The 15,422-nt window shown below is 69.2% G+C and carries 13 protein-coding genes and 1 pseudogene; 10 read left to right on the forward strand and 4 right to left on the reverse strand.

Annotation, left to right across the window (positions count from 1 at the left end):
• Positions 1-9: 9 nt before the first annotated feature.
• Positions 10-756 (reverse strand): flagellar biosynthetic protein FliR, encoded by a 747-nt coding sequence (locus HS104_15500; GenBank protein MBE7481372.1) that lies wholly within the window; start codon positions 754-756, stop codon positions 10-12.
• Positions 757-847: 91 nt separating this feature from the next.
• On the opposite strand from HS104_15500, the gene HS104_15505 reads away from it, so the two are divergent.
• Genes HS104_15505 through HS104_15515 form a run of 3 tightly spaced genes read left to right on the forward strand, consistent with a single transcriptional unit; the run spans position 848 to position 3,071 of the window.
• A complete protein-coding gene (locus HS104_15505; protein ID MBE7481373.1) occupies positions 848-1,687 on the forward strand; it encodes a MaoC family dehydratase N-terminal domain-containing protein in 840 nt (279 codons plus the stop codon).
• 5 nt (positions 1,688-1,692) lie between these two features.
• Complete coding sequence (locus HS104_15510) at positions 1,693-2,538, forward strand: peptidylprolyl isomerase (protein ID MBE7481374.1); 846 nt, start codon at positions 1,693-1,695, stop codon at positions 2,536-2,538.
• Positions 2,538-3,071 (forward strand): peptidylprolyl isomerase, encoded by a 534-nt coding sequence (locus HS104_15515; protein ID MBE7481375.1) that lies wholly within the window; start codon positions 2,538-2,540, stop codon positions 3,069-3,071. Before HS104_15510 ends, HS104_15515 begins: the two co-directional genes overlap by 1 nt.
• Positions 3,072-3,176: 105 nt before the next feature.
• Here the strand turns inward: HS104_15515 and HS104_15520 are convergent, their stop codons facing one another.
• The 3 genes from HS104_15520 to HS104_15530 form a co-directional block, all read right to left on the reverse strand.
• Entirely contained in the window at positions 3,177-4,364 is a 1,188-nt protein-coding gene (locus HS104_15520; GenBank protein MBE7481376.1) for a hypothetical protein, read from the reverse strand.
• Between the two features lie 649 nt (positions 4,365-5,013).
• Positions 5,014-6,159 carry an acyl-CoA dehydrogenase family protein gene (locus tag HS104_15525; GenBank protein MBE7481377.1) on the reverse strand — a complete coding sequence of 382 codons (1,146 nt, stop codon included), beginning with the start codon at positions 6,157-6,159 and terminating at the stop codon, positions 5,014-5,016.
• 27 nt (positions 6,160-6,186) lie between these two features.
• Positions 6,187-7,275, reverse strand: coding sequence for a hypothetical protein (locus HS104_15530; GenBank protein MBE7481378.1), 1,089 nt, complete (start codon positions 7,273-7,275; stop codon positions 6,187-6,189).
• Positions 7,276-7,478: 203 nt separating this feature from the next.
• On the opposite strand from HS104_15530, the pseudogene HS104_15535 reads away from it, so the two are divergent.
• From HS104_15535 to HS104_15565, 7 genes and pseudogenes are all read left to right on the forward strand, one after another.
• Positions 7,479-7,643 (forward strand): annotated as a pseudogene (locus HS104_15535) (prepilin-type N-terminal cleavage/methylation domain-containing protein).
• Positions 7,644-8,158: 515 nt separating this feature from the next.
• On the forward strand, positions 8,159-8,761 hold the full coding sequence (locus HS104_15540; protein ID MBE7481379.1) for a prepilin-type N-terminal cleavage/methylation domain-containing protein: 603 nt from the start codon (positions 8,159-8,161) through the stop codon (positions 8,759-8,761).
• Positions 8,758-10,041, forward strand: a complete 1,284-nt coding sequence (locus tag HS104_15545; protein MBE7481380.1) for a prepilin-type N-terminal cleavage/methylation domain-containing protein — start codon at positions 8,758-8,760, stop codon at positions 10,039-10,041. Before HS104_15540 ends, HS104_15545 begins: the two co-directional genes overlap by 4 nt.
• Positions 10,041-10,757, forward strand: coding sequence for a hypothetical protein (locus HS104_15550; GenBank protein ID MBE7481381.1), 717 nt, complete (start codon positions 10,041-10,043; stop codon positions 10,755-10,757). The genes HS104_15545 and HS104_15550 overlap by 1 nt, the downstream gene beginning before the upstream one ends.
• 10 nt (positions 10,758-10,767) lie before the next feature.
• Positions 10,768-14,457, forward strand: a complete 3,690-nt coding sequence (locus HS104_15555; protein MBE7481382.1) for a hypothetical protein — start codon at positions 10,768-10,770, stop codon at positions 14,455-14,457.
• 14 nt (positions 14,458-14,471) lie between these two features.
• Positions 14,472-14,972 (forward strand): hypothetical protein, encoded by a 501-nt coding sequence (locus tag HS104_15560; protein MBE7481383.1) that lies wholly within the window; start codon positions 14,472-14,474, stop codon positions 14,970-14,972.
• A 41-nt stretch (positions 14,973-15,013) separates the two neighbouring features.
• The gene (locus tag HS104_15565; protein MBE7481384.1) at positions 15,014-15,373 is read left to right on the forward strand and encodes a hypothetical protein; all 360 of its coding nucleotides are present in this window, start codon (positions 15,014-15,016) and stop codon (positions 15,371-15,373) included.
• Positions 15,374-15,422 lie beyond the last annotated feature (49 nt).

Below are 15,422 nucleotides of genomic sequence, written 5' to 3' on the forward strand. Positions count from 1 at the left end.
AAACCCGAGTCACCCGGGCACGCGCTGGGACCAAAGCGCGAGCAGCTCCAGCATGCGCTCGAGCACCAGCGCCGCCACCGCGAGCAGCCCGAGGGAACGCAGCGGGGCGAGCAGCGGTTGGATGAACGCCGGGCTCGCCGCGCGCGCCACCAGCGCGCTCGCGACCTCGATCACCATCGACGCCACCAGGAGCGGCGCCGCCACGGCCAGAGCGAGCTCGATGCCCCCGACCAGGTTGGCGGTGGCACCGAGGAGCGGCGCGGCGAACCCGAGGTCCGGGCGCCCGAGCGCGGAGACGACTCGCGCCGGGCCGCCGCCCTCGAGGAACACGATGGCAGCGAGCAGCGACAAGAGCGCGCCGAGCGGGGTGGCGCCGGCTTCGACGTTCGGCAGCCCGGACGTCTCGCGCGCTCCGCGCAGGTCGTCGATGACCCCGCCCGCCATGGTGGCCGCCCAGAGCGCGACGGAGGCGCTGATGGCCACCGGAACGCCTCGAGCCGCCTCGACCGCGAGCGCCACCGGCCAGGGTAAGCCGCTCTGTCCGAGCCCGGGCAGTCCCGGCGCCACCACGGCCGCCAGGGCGAGCCCCAGGGTCACCCGCGCCGGCGCGGGGAAGGCGCGCAGCCCGAACGCCGGGATCAGCGCGACGCTCGGCGCGACCCGTGCCCAGGCGAGCCCGAGCTTGGACAGATCGACCCCGCTCTGTGCGAGCACCACCGCGATCTCGCCGAGCAGACCCGCCACCGCCCGGAGCATCCGCCGAAGCGAGCGCGCACCGCAAGCCGTCGTTGACGCGAGGCGGGGGGGCCGGTAACGGTTCGCGCCGAAAGGCCAAAGGAGAGGTCCTATGAGTCTCGATACGTCCACGGTCGGCTACACGACGCCCGAATACGAGTTCAAGTACGACTGGAAGACGGTCGTGCTCTACGCCCTCGGGATCGGCGCCAAGCGTGACGAGCTCGACTACCTGTACGAGGCCAAGGGCCCCAAGGTGTATCCAACCTTCGCCGTGGTCCCGGCGTACGCGGCCCTGGGTGACGCCTTGGTCAAGACCCAGGGCAACTTGGCGATGGTCGTCCACGGCGGGCAGACGGTGATCATGCACCGCCCCATCCCCTCCGAGGGCAGCATGAAGACGGTGGCGACCATCACCGGCATCTACGACATGAAGAAGATGGCGGCGGTAACGGTGACGACCAAGACCCTGGTCAACGGGGAACCCTGCTTCGACACCGAGTGGTCGATCCTTTACCGCGGCGCAGGAGGGTTCGGCGGCCCCCCACCCCCCCGCGAGGAGGTACCGAGCGCGGCGAAAGACGCGCCGAAGACCTGGAGCTTCGAGGAGCAGACCACCCCGGAGCAGGCGCTCCTCTACCGGCTCTCGGGCGATCTGAACCCGCTGCACGCCGACCCGGACTTCGCGGCCATGGTGGGCTTCCCGCAAGGGCCCATCCTCCACGGGCTGTGCACCTACGGCTACGCCTGCCGAGCCATCGTGAAGAGCTCGTGTGGCGGGGACGCTGACAAGCTGAAGCGCTTCACGGTGCAGTTCCGCAAGCCGGTCTGGCCGGGTGAGTCGATCCGCACCGACGCGGTGGCTCTGGACGGCGGCAAGCTGGCGATCAACGTATTCGCCGGCGGTCGCGAGGACGCGGTCATCACGAACGCCTGGGCGGAGATCGGCTGAGCAACATGGCGAAGAGCGACAAGGACAAGGACGAGCAGAAGAAGGCCCCGTTGGAGGCCGCGGACCCGCCGTGGGCCCGAAAAGGCAAGGAGCCGGAGCCCGACGACGACGACGACGACGACGACGACGACGACGACGACGAGCCGCCGCCCGCGCCGAAGTCCGCGTCTTCCAAGCCCTCCGCGGCGAAGCCCGCCGCCCGTGAAGACGAGGACGAGGACGAGGACGAGGACGAGGACGAGGACGAGGACGAGGAGGACGAGCCCCCGCCACCGCCGCGTTCGAAGCGCGACGCGAAGCCGGCCTCGAAGACGCCGGTGCGCGCCTCCGAGCGCGGGCGTCCCGCCCTGAAGAAGCCCGCGCCGGCGCCCGCCGACGATGGCCTTCCGGACTGGCTGCCTTGGGCGGTCATGATCGCCCTGATCGCCGTGGGCGTGATGGGAGCCATGGGAGTCTTCTCGAAGAAGGCGAGCCAGGACAGCGCTGCCGACGCCCCGGTCACGGAGGCACCCGCCGCGACGGCGCCTGACCAGATCTCCGCCCAGCACCTGCTGGTCCAGTACAAGGGCAGCATGCGCGCAGCGCCGAGCGTCGAGCGCACCAAGGAGGAGGCGAAGGCCCGCGCCGAGGAGGCGCTGAAGAAGGCCAAGGGCGGCGGCAACTTCGACGCGCTGGTCGGCGAGTACTCCGACGAGCCCGGCGCCGCGCAGCGCAAGGGTCAGCTCGGCAAGTTCTCGCGTCAGATGATGGTCAAGGAGTTCTCGGACGCGGCGTTCAAGCTGAAGGTCGGCGAGATCTCCGGGCTCGTCGAGACCGGCTTCGGCTATCACGTCATCAAGCGCACGGAGTGATGGTGGCGAGACGGCCGATCGTCGCCGCGGGCCTCGCCGGCGCGCTCGCGCTGGGCGGCTGCGTGCTCACGACGCACGAAGGCCCGAGCGAGCCGCCCCGCGGAGCGGTGCAGCCCATCTGGCCGCCGCTCGGCGAGGCGCCCGCCACGCCGATCCAAGGCGAAGGCGAAGGCGAGGGCGCGGCGGAGGGCACCACCGCCGCCCGCCCCGAGACCATCGCGGCGCGCCACATCCTGGTGATGCACCGCGCGGGCATGCGCGCGCCGGACACCATCACGCGCAGCAAGGAAGAGGCGAAGGCCCGCGCCGAGGAAGCGCTGAAGCGCGCCCGCGCCGGCGAGGACTTCGCCAAGCTGGTGAACGAATACTCGGACGAGCCCGGCGCGAAGGCGCGCGGCGGCACGCTCGGGCGTTTCCCGCGCGGGGTCATGGTCAAGGAGTTCGAGAAAGCGGCGTTCGCGCTCGAGCCCGGGCAGATCTCCGACGTGGTCGAGAGCCCTTTCGGGTTTCACGTGATCCAGAGAACCGAGTAGCGCGGGGCGGAGATTCTTGCGCCACGAGCGCCACGACGCCACGGACGCCACGAAAGAAGAAGAAGAAGAAGATCTTGGTGTCAAACCGGAGCGCGCCGTCGGTCTTTACTTCGCCGCGCGCCAGGACACGCCGCTGCCGTTCTTGGATTCGTTGATGTACGACTTGAGGTCCGGTCGGCCGATCTCCACCATGCCCACCCGCGAGAGCGGATCGGCCACCACGTACTTCCCGGAGGAGAGCCGGCCGACGACGAGGATGAAGTGGAAGTCATCCGACTCGACTCCGAAGGTGTACTTGTAGCTGACGCCGGCGGCCTTGTGTGCCGCGGTCATTGCTGCGCGGTAGTCCGACCCCGGCCTGCCGCGCAGCATGAAGACGCGCTTCTTGTCGAGCTCTTGGTCCATGTTGTCGAGCGTGGCCTCGTTGGAGCCGAAGGCGCCGAAGCGGACGCCGGCGAGGCCGAGCTTCTCCGAGGCGTTCACCAGCTCGGTGGAGCTGGTCGCGTCGCTGTCACCCAAGCCGCAGCAAGCCGCGCGCACCTTGTGGATGCTCTGCTCCACGCTGAGCCCTGAAGGCTCCTTGCGGAAGATGGAACGCGCCATGGCCATGCTCGTCGGACCGCAGTTGCTCGAGCTGCTCGGCCCATCCTGGTTGTACTTCGCCCAGCGAACCTGACGCTTGAAGAAGGCATCGCGGGCCTCGGGCTTCATCGCACGCTCGACGGCGTGCACGCTCTCGTCGAGCGGAACCACCTTCTGCTTGCCGACGAAGCCGACCTTGCCGTCGTAGCGCACGTTGTAATACCCGTTCGTCACCCCGGCGGCCTCCACCGTGACCTCTTGGCCTGGCGGGATGAGCCCGAGCGGCTGTCCGGGGTGGTTCGCGTCGTCGATGCCGCCGTTCGGGGCGATCGACTCGACGACGCCGGCGCTGTCCGAGGCAGACTTCCTGAGGTACGCATACGTCCGGACGAGAAGCTTGGAGCCCACTTGCGGACCGCCCGATCCCGCGTCGGGCGTCGAGCCGCCCGCCCCGGCGCTTGCGTCACCGCCGCCGGCCCCGGCGCTTCCGCTTGCCCCACTGGTCCCCCCGGACCCTGCGGCGCCGCCGTCGGGTTGCTCCGGACAGAAGTCGAGCTCCAGGCAAGGGTCGGCTGCGGCATCCGACTCGGGCAGCTCGATGACCTGCCCAGGCGGGAGCTCGCGGCCCTCGGCCGAGCCGAGGTCGCTCTCCCCGTCACACGCGGCGAAGCAGACGGAGCACGCCAATAGCCCGATCCGCCCCGGCAACATGGCCCCAGAGTACCACGCACGCGGCGGAGCGCCCACACGCCTCGCCCTCCGGCGTCGTGCCAAGCTCCAACGCTGGTGGCGCGCGCGGCCTGGGAGACTGATCCACGCTCCGCGGCTCGCCCTGGGGCAGCGGTAGAAATGCGCTACACGACGCCACGGTTCTTGTCTCGAGGACCGGTTGGACCTTCCGACCTGGAAGTCCCGATCAGCTCAGATGACGTGCCGGGATCAGCGCTCGGGGGAACACGACCATCGCAGCGGACGAAGCGCGTTCAGGGCTGACACCAGTGTTTCTCTTTTTCTTTCGTGGCGTCGTGGCGTCGTGGTGTCGTGGCGTCGTGGCGCAAATTCTCCGACGTCGAATCTCAGCGACTCAGCCCCGGAGCATGCTCTTCGCGATGACCATGCGCTGCACCTCGCTCGTGCCCTCGGACTGGTCTTCGCTCCGCGGATCGCCCACACGTCCGGCCACTCTGGCGTTCGGTCGAGACGGCCGGCGCCGGCCCGGGCCGGCATTCTCACACGCCTCTCTGTGGCCGATCGTGATCTGATCATGCCAAGCCCCAAAGGCGTGATGGCGCGCTCGGCCTCCGGCCTCGCGGGTGCCCTGCACCAGGTCGACCGAGTCTGGTCCTGGTCTCGAGCCTGCTCAGCCCCGCAGCATGCTCTTCGCGATGACCATGCGCTGCACCTCGCTGGTGCCCTCGCCGATCTCGCAGATCTTCACGTCGCGCAGGTGGCGCTCCACGTCGAACTCCCGCGTGTAGCCATAGCCACCGTGGATCTGCACCGCCTCGTTGCAGGCGCGCGTGGCCGCCTCGCTGGCGTAGAGCTTGGCCATGGCGGCCTCCGGGGCGTAGGGCTCGCCGCGGTCGCAGAGCCAGGCGGCGCGCCGGATCAACAGCTCCGCCGCGTCGAGCTCCGTCTGCGAGTCGGCGAGCTTCCACTGGATGGCCTGGAACTCCGCGATGGCCTTGCCGAAAGCGCGCCGCTCCTTTGCGTAGCCGAGCGCGAGGGCGAGCGCGCCGCGACCGAGCCCGAGGGCCATGGAGGCGATGCTGATGCGACCGCGGTCGAGGATCTTCATCGTGTCGTAGAAGCCCTGATCGACCTCGCCGACGCGGTTCTCGTCGGGAATTCGCACGCTCTCGAAGGTGAGCTCCACGGTGTCGCTGGAGCGGCAGCCGTATTTCTCGAGCTTCTTGCTGGCGGAGAAGCCGGGCGTGCCGCGGTCCACCACGAAGGCGGTGATGCCCCGCTGCGCCGGCACGTCTTTGTTCGTGCGCGCGAGCACCACGCAGAAGCCGCCCACGGAGCCCTGCGTGATGAACATCTTGGTTCCGTCGATCACCCAGTGGTCGCCGTCGCGGCGCGCCGTGGTCTGCATGCCCGCGCTGTCGGAGCCGGAGCCGGGCTCGGTGAGCGCCCAAGCCGCCAGCCACTCGCCGCTCGCGGCCTTGGGAAGGTACTTCCGCTTCTGCGCTTCGTTGCCGAAGCTCAGGATGTGGCTCGTGCCGAGGCCGTTGTGACTGGCCACGGTGAGCGCCAGCGAGCCATCGACCCGCGCGCACTCCTCGACGCAGAGCGCGTAGGAGAGCGTGTCCATGGCGGCGCCGCCGTACTCCTCCGGGATGCGGATGCCGAGCAGGCCGAGCTCCGCGAGCTTCGGCACGAGCTCGTGCGGGAAGCGTTCGGCCTCGTCCCACTCCTTGGCGTGCGGGCGCACCTCGCGCTCGCAGAACTCGCGCACGGAGGCTCGGAGAAGTTGGTGTTGCTCGGATAGCTCGAAGTCCACGCCCGGCTAGCTAGCATGAGTCGCGGGTCATCCACCACACAGCTTCTTCAGCCGCTCGGTCTTCTCGGACTCCGTCAGGCTGACCTTCTCGGCGTCCGCCGCGGACATGCCGGAGGCGAGCACGTACTCCTCGTCGCCGACTCCGAACACCTGCTCGCCCTTGCGGCAGAGCATCCAGGTGATCTTCGGGCTGGAATCGTCGTCGCGTCGCTCGAACGACAGGCCGTCGAAGGTCTGGCCCTTGAGCGCCTTCGAGCCCTCGACCTTCTTCAGGGTCTTGAGCACGTCCTTGGCGGCGTCCTCGTCGGCCCGGGCCAAGGAGAGCACGCGCCAGCGCTTGGCGCCGTCCTTGTAGTAGCCGACGGCGCCGGCGCCGACACCCGCGATGCCCAGGGCGTCCGTGGTGGTGAAGGTGATCCCCAGCGGGATGCGCGCCTCTGCGGGCAACGCGGCCACGGCCTTGGGCGGGTCCTTGTCGCCGCCGAGCTTCTCGCCGATGGCCTTGGCGATGGGCGGGATGGCCTTCTGCGCGCTCTGCTTGAGCTGATCGGGCGCCTCGACCTCGTTCGTGTACGACAGCTCGACGACGTGCTCGCCGCGCCAGACGTAGGCGATGCCGGTGCCGGACGCGGCCGCGCCGCCCGCCTCGAGGATCGCAGGCGCCGACTCCACGGGATCCGCGTCGGCCACCACCCGCTTGGTGAAGAACGCGTACGCGCCCTCCTTGTTGGCGAAGCGCGACAGGTTCACGTTCACCGCGCCGGGCGAGCCCTTGCCGTCGACGTAGCGCAGCGTCACCACGCGCTGGAGGCCGAAGCTCTTGTAGACCTCGCACTCGCCGTCGAACAGCTCGGTGCAGACCTTGTCGATGTTCGCCGGCGCGTTCTCGCCGTAGGCCCGGGTCTCCCCGTTGGGGTCCACGCAGTAGTCGCCCGCGCTACGCGCGAACATGGCGGCGGAGACCTTGTCCGACACGGTGCCGCCGCCGGCCGCGCAGGTCCCCGGCTTGCTGCTCTCGATGGGCGGCGGCGCCGCCCCCTTCTCCGCGTCGGCGGGCTTCTTGTCGCAGCCGCCGAGGAGCACGAACAGGAGCAGCGAGGCGTGACGGACGTTCATCGGCCCGACTTAGAACGAGGGCGCCGCCCGGGCAATTCCTCGGTCCAGGCCCCGGGCCCCGCCGGGGCCCCCTGCCCTGAAACGATTGCATAGCGCTGCAATCCTTACTGTCTGGGCGAATCCCACCCACCTGGAATTACCTGGAAATCTGAGGGGGTCGGCGCCGGGGGCTCGGCACAGGGCTTGCTCCAGACTCTCCCGTGGTGGTGCGTTTGCGGAAAACAGGCCGGTTGCTCGTTCGCCCCCGAGGGGTGGCCGGGCGGGGCTTCACGCTGGTCGAGCTCGTCGTGGTGGTGATCATCGTGGGGGTCATGGCCGCCTTGGCCATCCCGACCATCACGGGTCAGATGCGCTCGCGGCGCACCCAGTTCGTGGCCAAGGAGGTCGCGAACCTGTACCGCAACGGCCGCATGCGGGCCATGGGCCGCGGCTCGGCGGTGCTGATCCGCTTCGACCGCAACGTGGAGCTGGAGGGGCGCTTCGAGGTGCGCGAGGCGGTCCGGAGCGCGCAGGCGAACCCGAACTGCGACCGCTTGCCGGTGAACAGCTGCACGCTCACCGACTGGGATCCCGCGAAGCCGGAGAGCATGGTGATCGGCCAGTTCGCCATCGCTGGGCGGGCGGAGCTCGAGGGGATCCGCACCCGGGTCAAGGACCCCGCCAATGCCGACCAGGCCGCCATGGACGTGTGCTTCACGCCCATGGGCCGAGCCTTCATGCGTTACGGCCAGGCCAACCCCTTCGTCCCACTCACCACCGTTCCGCGCGTGAAGGTGAGCCGGGTGACCTCCGGCACCGACGTTCCTTACGGCCCTTCGCGCTGGGTGCTGGTGCCGCCGAACGGCAACACGCGCCTCGGCGTCGCGACGGAGGACTTGACGCTATGACCCACCCCAGGAAGTCCCGTGGCTACACCGCCGTCGAGCTCTTGATGGCGATCAGCATCTTCGCCATCGGCGTCTCCGGCATCATCGCCATGCAGAAGGTCACGGTGGTCGCGAACGCCCACGCGAAGAATCTGTCCATCGCCACGCACATCGCGCAGGCCTGGCTCGATCAGCTCGCCACCGACGCCGCCGCCTGGAACCACCCTTCGCCCGGCAACCCGACCCCGGACCTCGGCGATACGACCTGGCTGACGCTGGCCAACGGCAACGAAGGGCTGTGGCTGCGCCCGGCTTACAGCGGCACCCGCAACTTCGGCGCCGGCTTCGACGCCCAGGGCAATCCGGTGAGCGACGCGAACGCCGCCAGCGCGGTGTTCTGCGCGCACATCCGCCTGTCCTGGCTCTACCCGGACACCGCGGGCAACGGCCTCATGCGCACCGAGGTCCGGGTGTTCTGGGTCCGCGATGGTCAGGGCGGCACGGTGAACAACCAGCCGGTCTGCTCCGTGGGCACGCCCGTCGACCAGATCGAGGACGCTCCGCTCCGCTACCACTTCGTCCACCAGGCCTCGGCCGTGAAACAGAACACCTCGTCGTGACCTCCCCCAGCCCCTCCTCCAGCCGCTCCCTCCCGCCGCGCCGGCGGCGGCGCGGTTTCACGCTCGTCGAGCTGATGGTCGCCGTGACGGGCGGCCTGTTCGTGTCCCTCGCCGTGTTCGCCATCTCGCGGCAGAGCGGACGCTTCTACACGCGTGAGTCCCGCATCGCGGACGCGACCATGGGCGCGATGCTGGGCTTCGAGCGGCTCAAAGCCGACGTCGGACGCGCCGGCTTCTTGAGCAGCCCGAACGTGCAGATGGACCCGAACCTGTGCGGTTCTCCTGCCACCTACCCGGCCATGCTCCAGCGCCTGGCCTCGCTGCGCATCCGGCCCGGACAGTCGGCCGCCGCCTTCGCGCAGCACATGATCGACAACGGTCGCAGCCCGGACGAGCTGACGCTGATGGGGAGCTACACCGCCGCCGAGGTCTACCCCGTCTGGAGCGTGGACACCGTGGGCGCGACCTACGTCGTGCAGCTCCAGCAAAACACCGGGCCCCTCGGGCGCCTGGCGTATTCGACGTCGGCGGATCAGCTCGGGATGCTCCAGGCCATTTTCGGGTCCTCGCCGGGTCGCGGCCTGCGCATCCAGGACCAGTCCGGCGAGGTGCAATACGCCACCATCCAGAGCGTCGCGACGGCCAACGGCCCGCAAGTCATCTTGTCGCAGGTCCCGGCCCTGCGCTTCCGCGATACGGCGGGGAACATCTGCGGGCTCAAGGGCAACGTCACCGGCGCCGTGGTCAACGTGGTGAACTTCATCAAGTACGACCTGCGCAACATCCAGACGCAGTCGAACCTGGGTGCGAATCCCGCCTACGACCCGGTCTACACCGCCGGCGGCCACCCCTACGACCCCGGCACGCGCTTCGACCTGGTGCGCGTCGAGCTCGACACCTCCGGCAACGCCATCCAGGGCACCGAAGAGCTGGTCACCGAGTACGCCGTGGACTTCAAGCTCGGCATCACGGTGGCCGACAGCGTGCCCGCCAACAAGGACCAAACCCTGCTCGAGATCCCGCCGACCGGCGCCGTCGCGACCTGGGCCGGTGACCTGGTCGGCGACGTCACCAACCCTGCGAACGGCCCGCACCGCGTGCGCGCGGTGCGCTTGCGCCTGTCGGTGCGCTCGCAGGAGCCCGACCGCGACGGCAACCCGCCGACGCCCGGCCAGCTCTTCCGCGTGGGCCTGGGCCCGAGCGCGGGTCCGCCCTTCGCCCGCGTGCGCTCGGTGCAGGCGGACATTGCCCTCAACAACCAGACGGCGGTGTTCTACTGATGTCACGCAAGCGCTTCCTCCGCCGCAAGCACCAGTCCGGCGCCGCCGTGTTCGTGGTGGTGCTCGCCATCACCCTGCTCACGGCCGTCGGCGTGTTCGCGCTGCGCAGCGCCAGCCTGGTGGACCAGGCCGCCGGCTACGACCGTCAGGCCTCGCAGACCCTGTACGTCTCGGAGCTCGCGGGGCGCGCGGTGGCGGCCGAGGTGGGCGACGGCGCCGCGCGCACCTACATCGACAAGGTCGCGAACAGCAGCGCCGTCACCGAGGAGTGCTTCGTCAACCGGAAGCTGGACCCGAACTCGCTCGACCCGAACATCACCTTCCTGCCCTGCTACAAGCTGTTCCTGAACGAGATCGGCCAGCGGGTGGACGCCAAGTTCCCCGGCAACAAGCTGCTGGAGCCTCAGTCGGCGGCCGCCGGCGGCAGCCTGGGGCCGCAGCTAGACGCGACGGGCACCATCCAGCCCATGGAGGGCGTGTTCGTGGTGGAGATGACGGATCCGGCGGAGAGCACGCCCACGCCGGGCTCCGCCGTCGGCGGCAACAACCCCGCCAACACTTTCCGGGACGTGCAGCTCACGTTCACGGCTTTCGCGCAAGTGCGCCCCTTCGACGCCACCCCGGACGATCCGTGGTGCGCCAGCAATTCCCTTTCGACGTCCGCCAGCGTCACCTCGCTGCGCGCACACGTCACGCTGAGGAACGTACCGCGGTGAGGAGAGAACGATGAGGCAGTCTTCTCGGCTTTTGCTCGGTTCGGCGCTCACTCTGAGCGCGGTGCTCGTCGCCCCAATGGCGAGCGCCGCGAAGGACGTCGAGCCACCGGCCCCCAATGTGCTCCTGCTCGTCGATACCTCCGGGTCGATGGAGTACAAGTCGTCGAGCGCGAGCTTCCCGACCTGCGACCCGACGCAGGACAACGTCAGCGAGAAGAGCCGCTGGATCGAGCTGGTCGAGGTGATGACCGGCACGATCAAGGACTACCGCTGCGAGGCGATGGACCGGAACAGCAACAACTTCGACGCCCAGTATACACTGAGCGGCACCGACAGCCCGGACCGCTACTACTCGAACCCGTACCACCGGCCGATGCACAAGGACTGCGCTCCGGGCCCTGGGACGCTGCCGGCGAACCCGTTCGACTGGGCGAACATCCGCTTTCGCAAGTACAACAACATCGGCAATAACTGCGGCTTCGACCAGGAAAAGGACGGCCTGCTCGACGACGGCGCGTTCCGCAAGACGGTGCGCTTCGGCCTGATGACCTTCGACACCCACGCCGACGCGGGTCTCGGCTTCGCGGGCAACGCGCCGAACTACGCCACTGGCCGCGACGGCGCCTGGAGCTACTTCCTGAGCAAGGCAACCGGCAACCCGAACGGCTGCGCCACGGCCTCGGACATGGAGGTCGGCGCCCGCAACGCCGCTGCTCCTCCCTGGGAAGGCCGGCTGATGGCCTTCGGCGACTACGACGACAAACCGGAGGGCCAGAACGACCGCATCCAGGACGTGCTCCTCTCGACGCGCCCCTACGGCGCGACCCCCATCGCCGGCATGCTGGACGACGCGCGGGAGTTCCTCTGGAACGACGCATCCCCCGACCCGCTCGACGCGAACAAGAAGTTCGGTCCCAAGGACGACCCCTACATCGGCGGCGGCTGCCGCAAGAACGTGATCATCCTGCTCTCCGACGGTGAGCCCAACATGGAGCTCCGCCCCTGGTGCGAGGGCGGCAACGGCAAGTGCCCCTACCCCAAGCCGGAGGACACGGCGCTCACCCTCTCCACCGATCCGGTCCACCCGGTGGAGACCTTCGTGATCGGGTTCGCGGTCTCGAACGTGACCCTCGCGAACAACACCAACGTGGACTGCAAGAACCTGACGCAGTACGACCTCTCGAACCCCGCGGGGCTCTGCCAGTCATTCCCGGGGGAGTCGCAGCTCCAGGCCTGCTGCGTGCTGAACCGCATCGCCTACAACGGCGCCACCCAGCGCGCCTACTTCGCCAACGACAAGGACGAGCTCCGCGCCGCGCTCTCGCAGATCCTCTCGGGCATCGCCGCGTCGGCCTCGAGCCGCACGCTGCCGGTGTTCGCCTCCGTGCCGGGCGGCGGCTCCGGCACCGGTCCGGCGGGCTTCCGCTTCTACAGCTCGTTCAAGCCCACGCAGTTCGGCCTCTGGAAGGGCATCCTGGAGCGCCAGCGCATCCAGTGCATCACCGATCCGAACACGAACACCGTCGACCCGCAGCCGCAGCCGCTCGACAACACCAAGGGCGACGACTTCGTCTGGAACGTCAACTCGGGCAAGGGCCCGCCGCGCAAGTTCTGGAGCGTCAAAGGCGATCTGGACAACGGCAACATCTGGTCCGAGCGCAGCATCCGGCCCAACATCGCCAGCGACGTGGACGGCGTGGGCCAATACGGCGGCACGGCGGTCTGGGGCGACATGAACAGCTGGGCGGCCAGCATTCCGCCGGAGGCGCTGGGCATCACCAACACGACCTGCAAAGACAACCAGAAGCCCCCGCAGTTCATCAGCGCCGCGCAGTGTCGCGACCGCTACCTGCTCTGGCTCACCGGCGCGGACACCGCCAGCGCCTACGCCCGCTGCAAGACGCCCGGCGCGCCAGACTGCAACCTGGTGGGCGACATCTACCACTCCACGCCCCGCGTCATCGGCCGCCCGGACGAGCTCTTGCGGGACGAGTCGTACCAGATCCACGCGCTCAAGCTCGCGAAGCGCCACACGCTGCTCTACACCTCGACCAACGACGGCTTCCTGCACGGCTTCAAGGTCTCGTCCGGCGATCCCCTCAACGACACCCTGAAGGTGGACAACGACGACAACAACGAGCTCTGGGCCTTCATGCCGCCGGCCGTGCTGCCGTCGGTGAAGAGCATCTACCCGCCGGCTCACCAGACGCTGCTCGACGGCGTGCCGGTCATCCAGGACGTGATCGCGGTGGAGGACCCGCCGGCCTCCGGCAAGTACAAGTTCGAGCGCAGCAAGGCGGACGCTCAGGCCGGCAAGGGCCAGTGGCGCAGCATCATGGTGCAGAGCTTCGGCGGCAACCGCGGCGGCTACTTCGCGGTGGACGTGACCGACCCCGTGGTGCCCGCCGACCCGAACGACCCGACCAAGGGCCCGAAGTTCCTGTGGCAGCTCACCGAGGCCAGCGACGGTACGCCGCTGTTCGGCCGCGGCGGCGCGACGCCGCTCATCACCACCATTTTCTACGACGGCGGCGGCGGACCGAAGGAAGTCGCGGTGGCCATCCTCCCGGGCGGCGACGACCCCGACCCAGCGATGGGCGGCGACGAGAACCGCAAGAACCAGTCGCCCCCGAACGTGGACGCACGCTTCAACCCGCGCACCAAGGTCACCAAGTACGAGAACGACGTCAACAGCCACGCCGCCAAGGCGCTGACCGTGGTCCGCCTCGACACCGGCGAGATCATCCGCAGCTTCCGCGCCGACGCGACCAAGGCGGCGCTGCTGCAAGCCAAGGGGCGCGTGCTCGAGGTGGACATCGACTCGCCCATCACCGGCATCCCGGTGGCGTTCCCTGGCACCACCGGCGCGGTCTCGGACCGGCTGTTCGTGGGCGATCGCGACGGCACGCTCTGGCGCGTGGATCTCGCCTCCACGAACCCCAGCAACTGGAAGATGAACCTGTTCTTCGACGCCTACGCCAACGAAGGCCCGAAGGACGGCGAGCCCATCGCCACCGCCCCGGTGCTCTCGGTGGACCTGCTCGGCAACGTCACCATCGCGTTCTCGACCGGCGACCAGGACGTGCTCCAGAAGAAGAACGGCATGAAGACCTATGTCTTCTCGCTGCTCGAGAAGCCGAACGTGGCCGGCACCGCCTACGAGTCCTACGCGAACTGGTTCACGGAGTTCACGAACGGCGAGCGCGTCACCGGCCCGATGTCGCTGTTCAACGGCGCGCTGTTCTTCACCAGCTACAAGCCGGACTCCGGCAGCGGCGCCGCCTGCGACTCGGGCACGAGCCGGGTCTGGGGCGTGGACTACGTCTTGCCCAAGACGCCGGGCAACACCACCAACGACCTCGACGACGGCGGCAAGGAGCGCCTGCCGGACTCCGGCAGCCTGGTGCAGTTCCTGGACAACACCTCCGCCATGCTGGCCAACGCCGGGGTCATCTTCGGCGTGGGCGTGACCCAGCTGCCGTCGTGCACGCAGGAGCAGGTCAACACCGACACGTTCTTCGGCGGCGCCACCCAGCACACCTCGATCACCAGCATCACCCCCGGCACGTTCCAGCTGGTGATGCACACCTCGGGCACCGGCAACGTGAGCGACGGCTCGCAGACCAAGCGCATCCAGATCAACCTGCCTACGCCGCCTTCGACCAGCCGGATTGATTCCTGGGCCGCGCTGGTGGAGTGATCACCTCCGCGCCCGTGCTCCGACCCATCGCCATCTGCGTCTGCCTCGCGCTCGCCGGCTGCGAAGGCAAGCGCCTCGAGTTCGGCCCCACCACCCACGGCTCGGCCAAGCCCTTGGACCGCCTCGCGGCGGGCGAGCTCGCGCCGGGCAAGACGGAGGTCTGGGGCTTCGTCGCGCCCGACGCCATGCGCCTGGACCGCCAGTTCCCCGCCCAGGCCTTCCTGGTGGGCAACGTCTCGGCGGAGGCGCTGGCCAACTACGTCCGCACCCGAGTCGAGGCCGAGCGCGTCGAGATCGGCGCCGCGCGCACCGTCTTCCCCGCGGTCCGCATCAAGGCAGGCAAGCCCGATCGGGTCTACCGCTTCGAGGTACTGAAGGAAGGCGCCGGCTCGCGTTTGATCATCCAGGACATCACGCCACCCCCGCTCGAGCCGGGGCTGTCGGACGAGGAGCGTTGGCGCAAAGCCGGCATGACCCCGGACGGCAAGCCCATCGACCCCAAGAAGGTGGAGTGAGACTCCGCAGCGCTGTGGCATCATGCCCGGCGGAGGATGGGATGAAGCTCTCACGACAGGAATTCTTGCGCGGCGCGGTGGCGGCATTCGGCGGAGCGATCGGCCTCGGGGGCGCCAGCGCCGGCTGCGGCGGTGACGACGACGGCGGCGGCGGCGGCAACGGCGGCGGCGCGTGCTCGAGCAGCATCGACGCGAACCACGGGCACACGCTGACGGTGTCGCAGGCGGACATCGACGCTGGGCAGCCCAAGACCTACAGCATCAAGGGCTCGAGCGCTCACGACCACGAGGTCTCGCTCACGGCCGCGCACTTCGCGGATCTGAAGGCCGGCAAGCAGGTCTTCGTGACGTCGAGCACGACCACGGCGCACGAGCACAACGTCGGCGTGAAATGCGGCTGAGTAGCCGGCGGGGAGGAGGGGTCGGCCGCCGACTTGCTCGCTTCCACGG

This window comes from Polyangiaceae bacterium (assembly GCA_015075635.1).
Lineage (GTDB): Bacteria > Myxococcota_A > Polyangia > Polyangiales > Polyangiaceae > JADJKB01.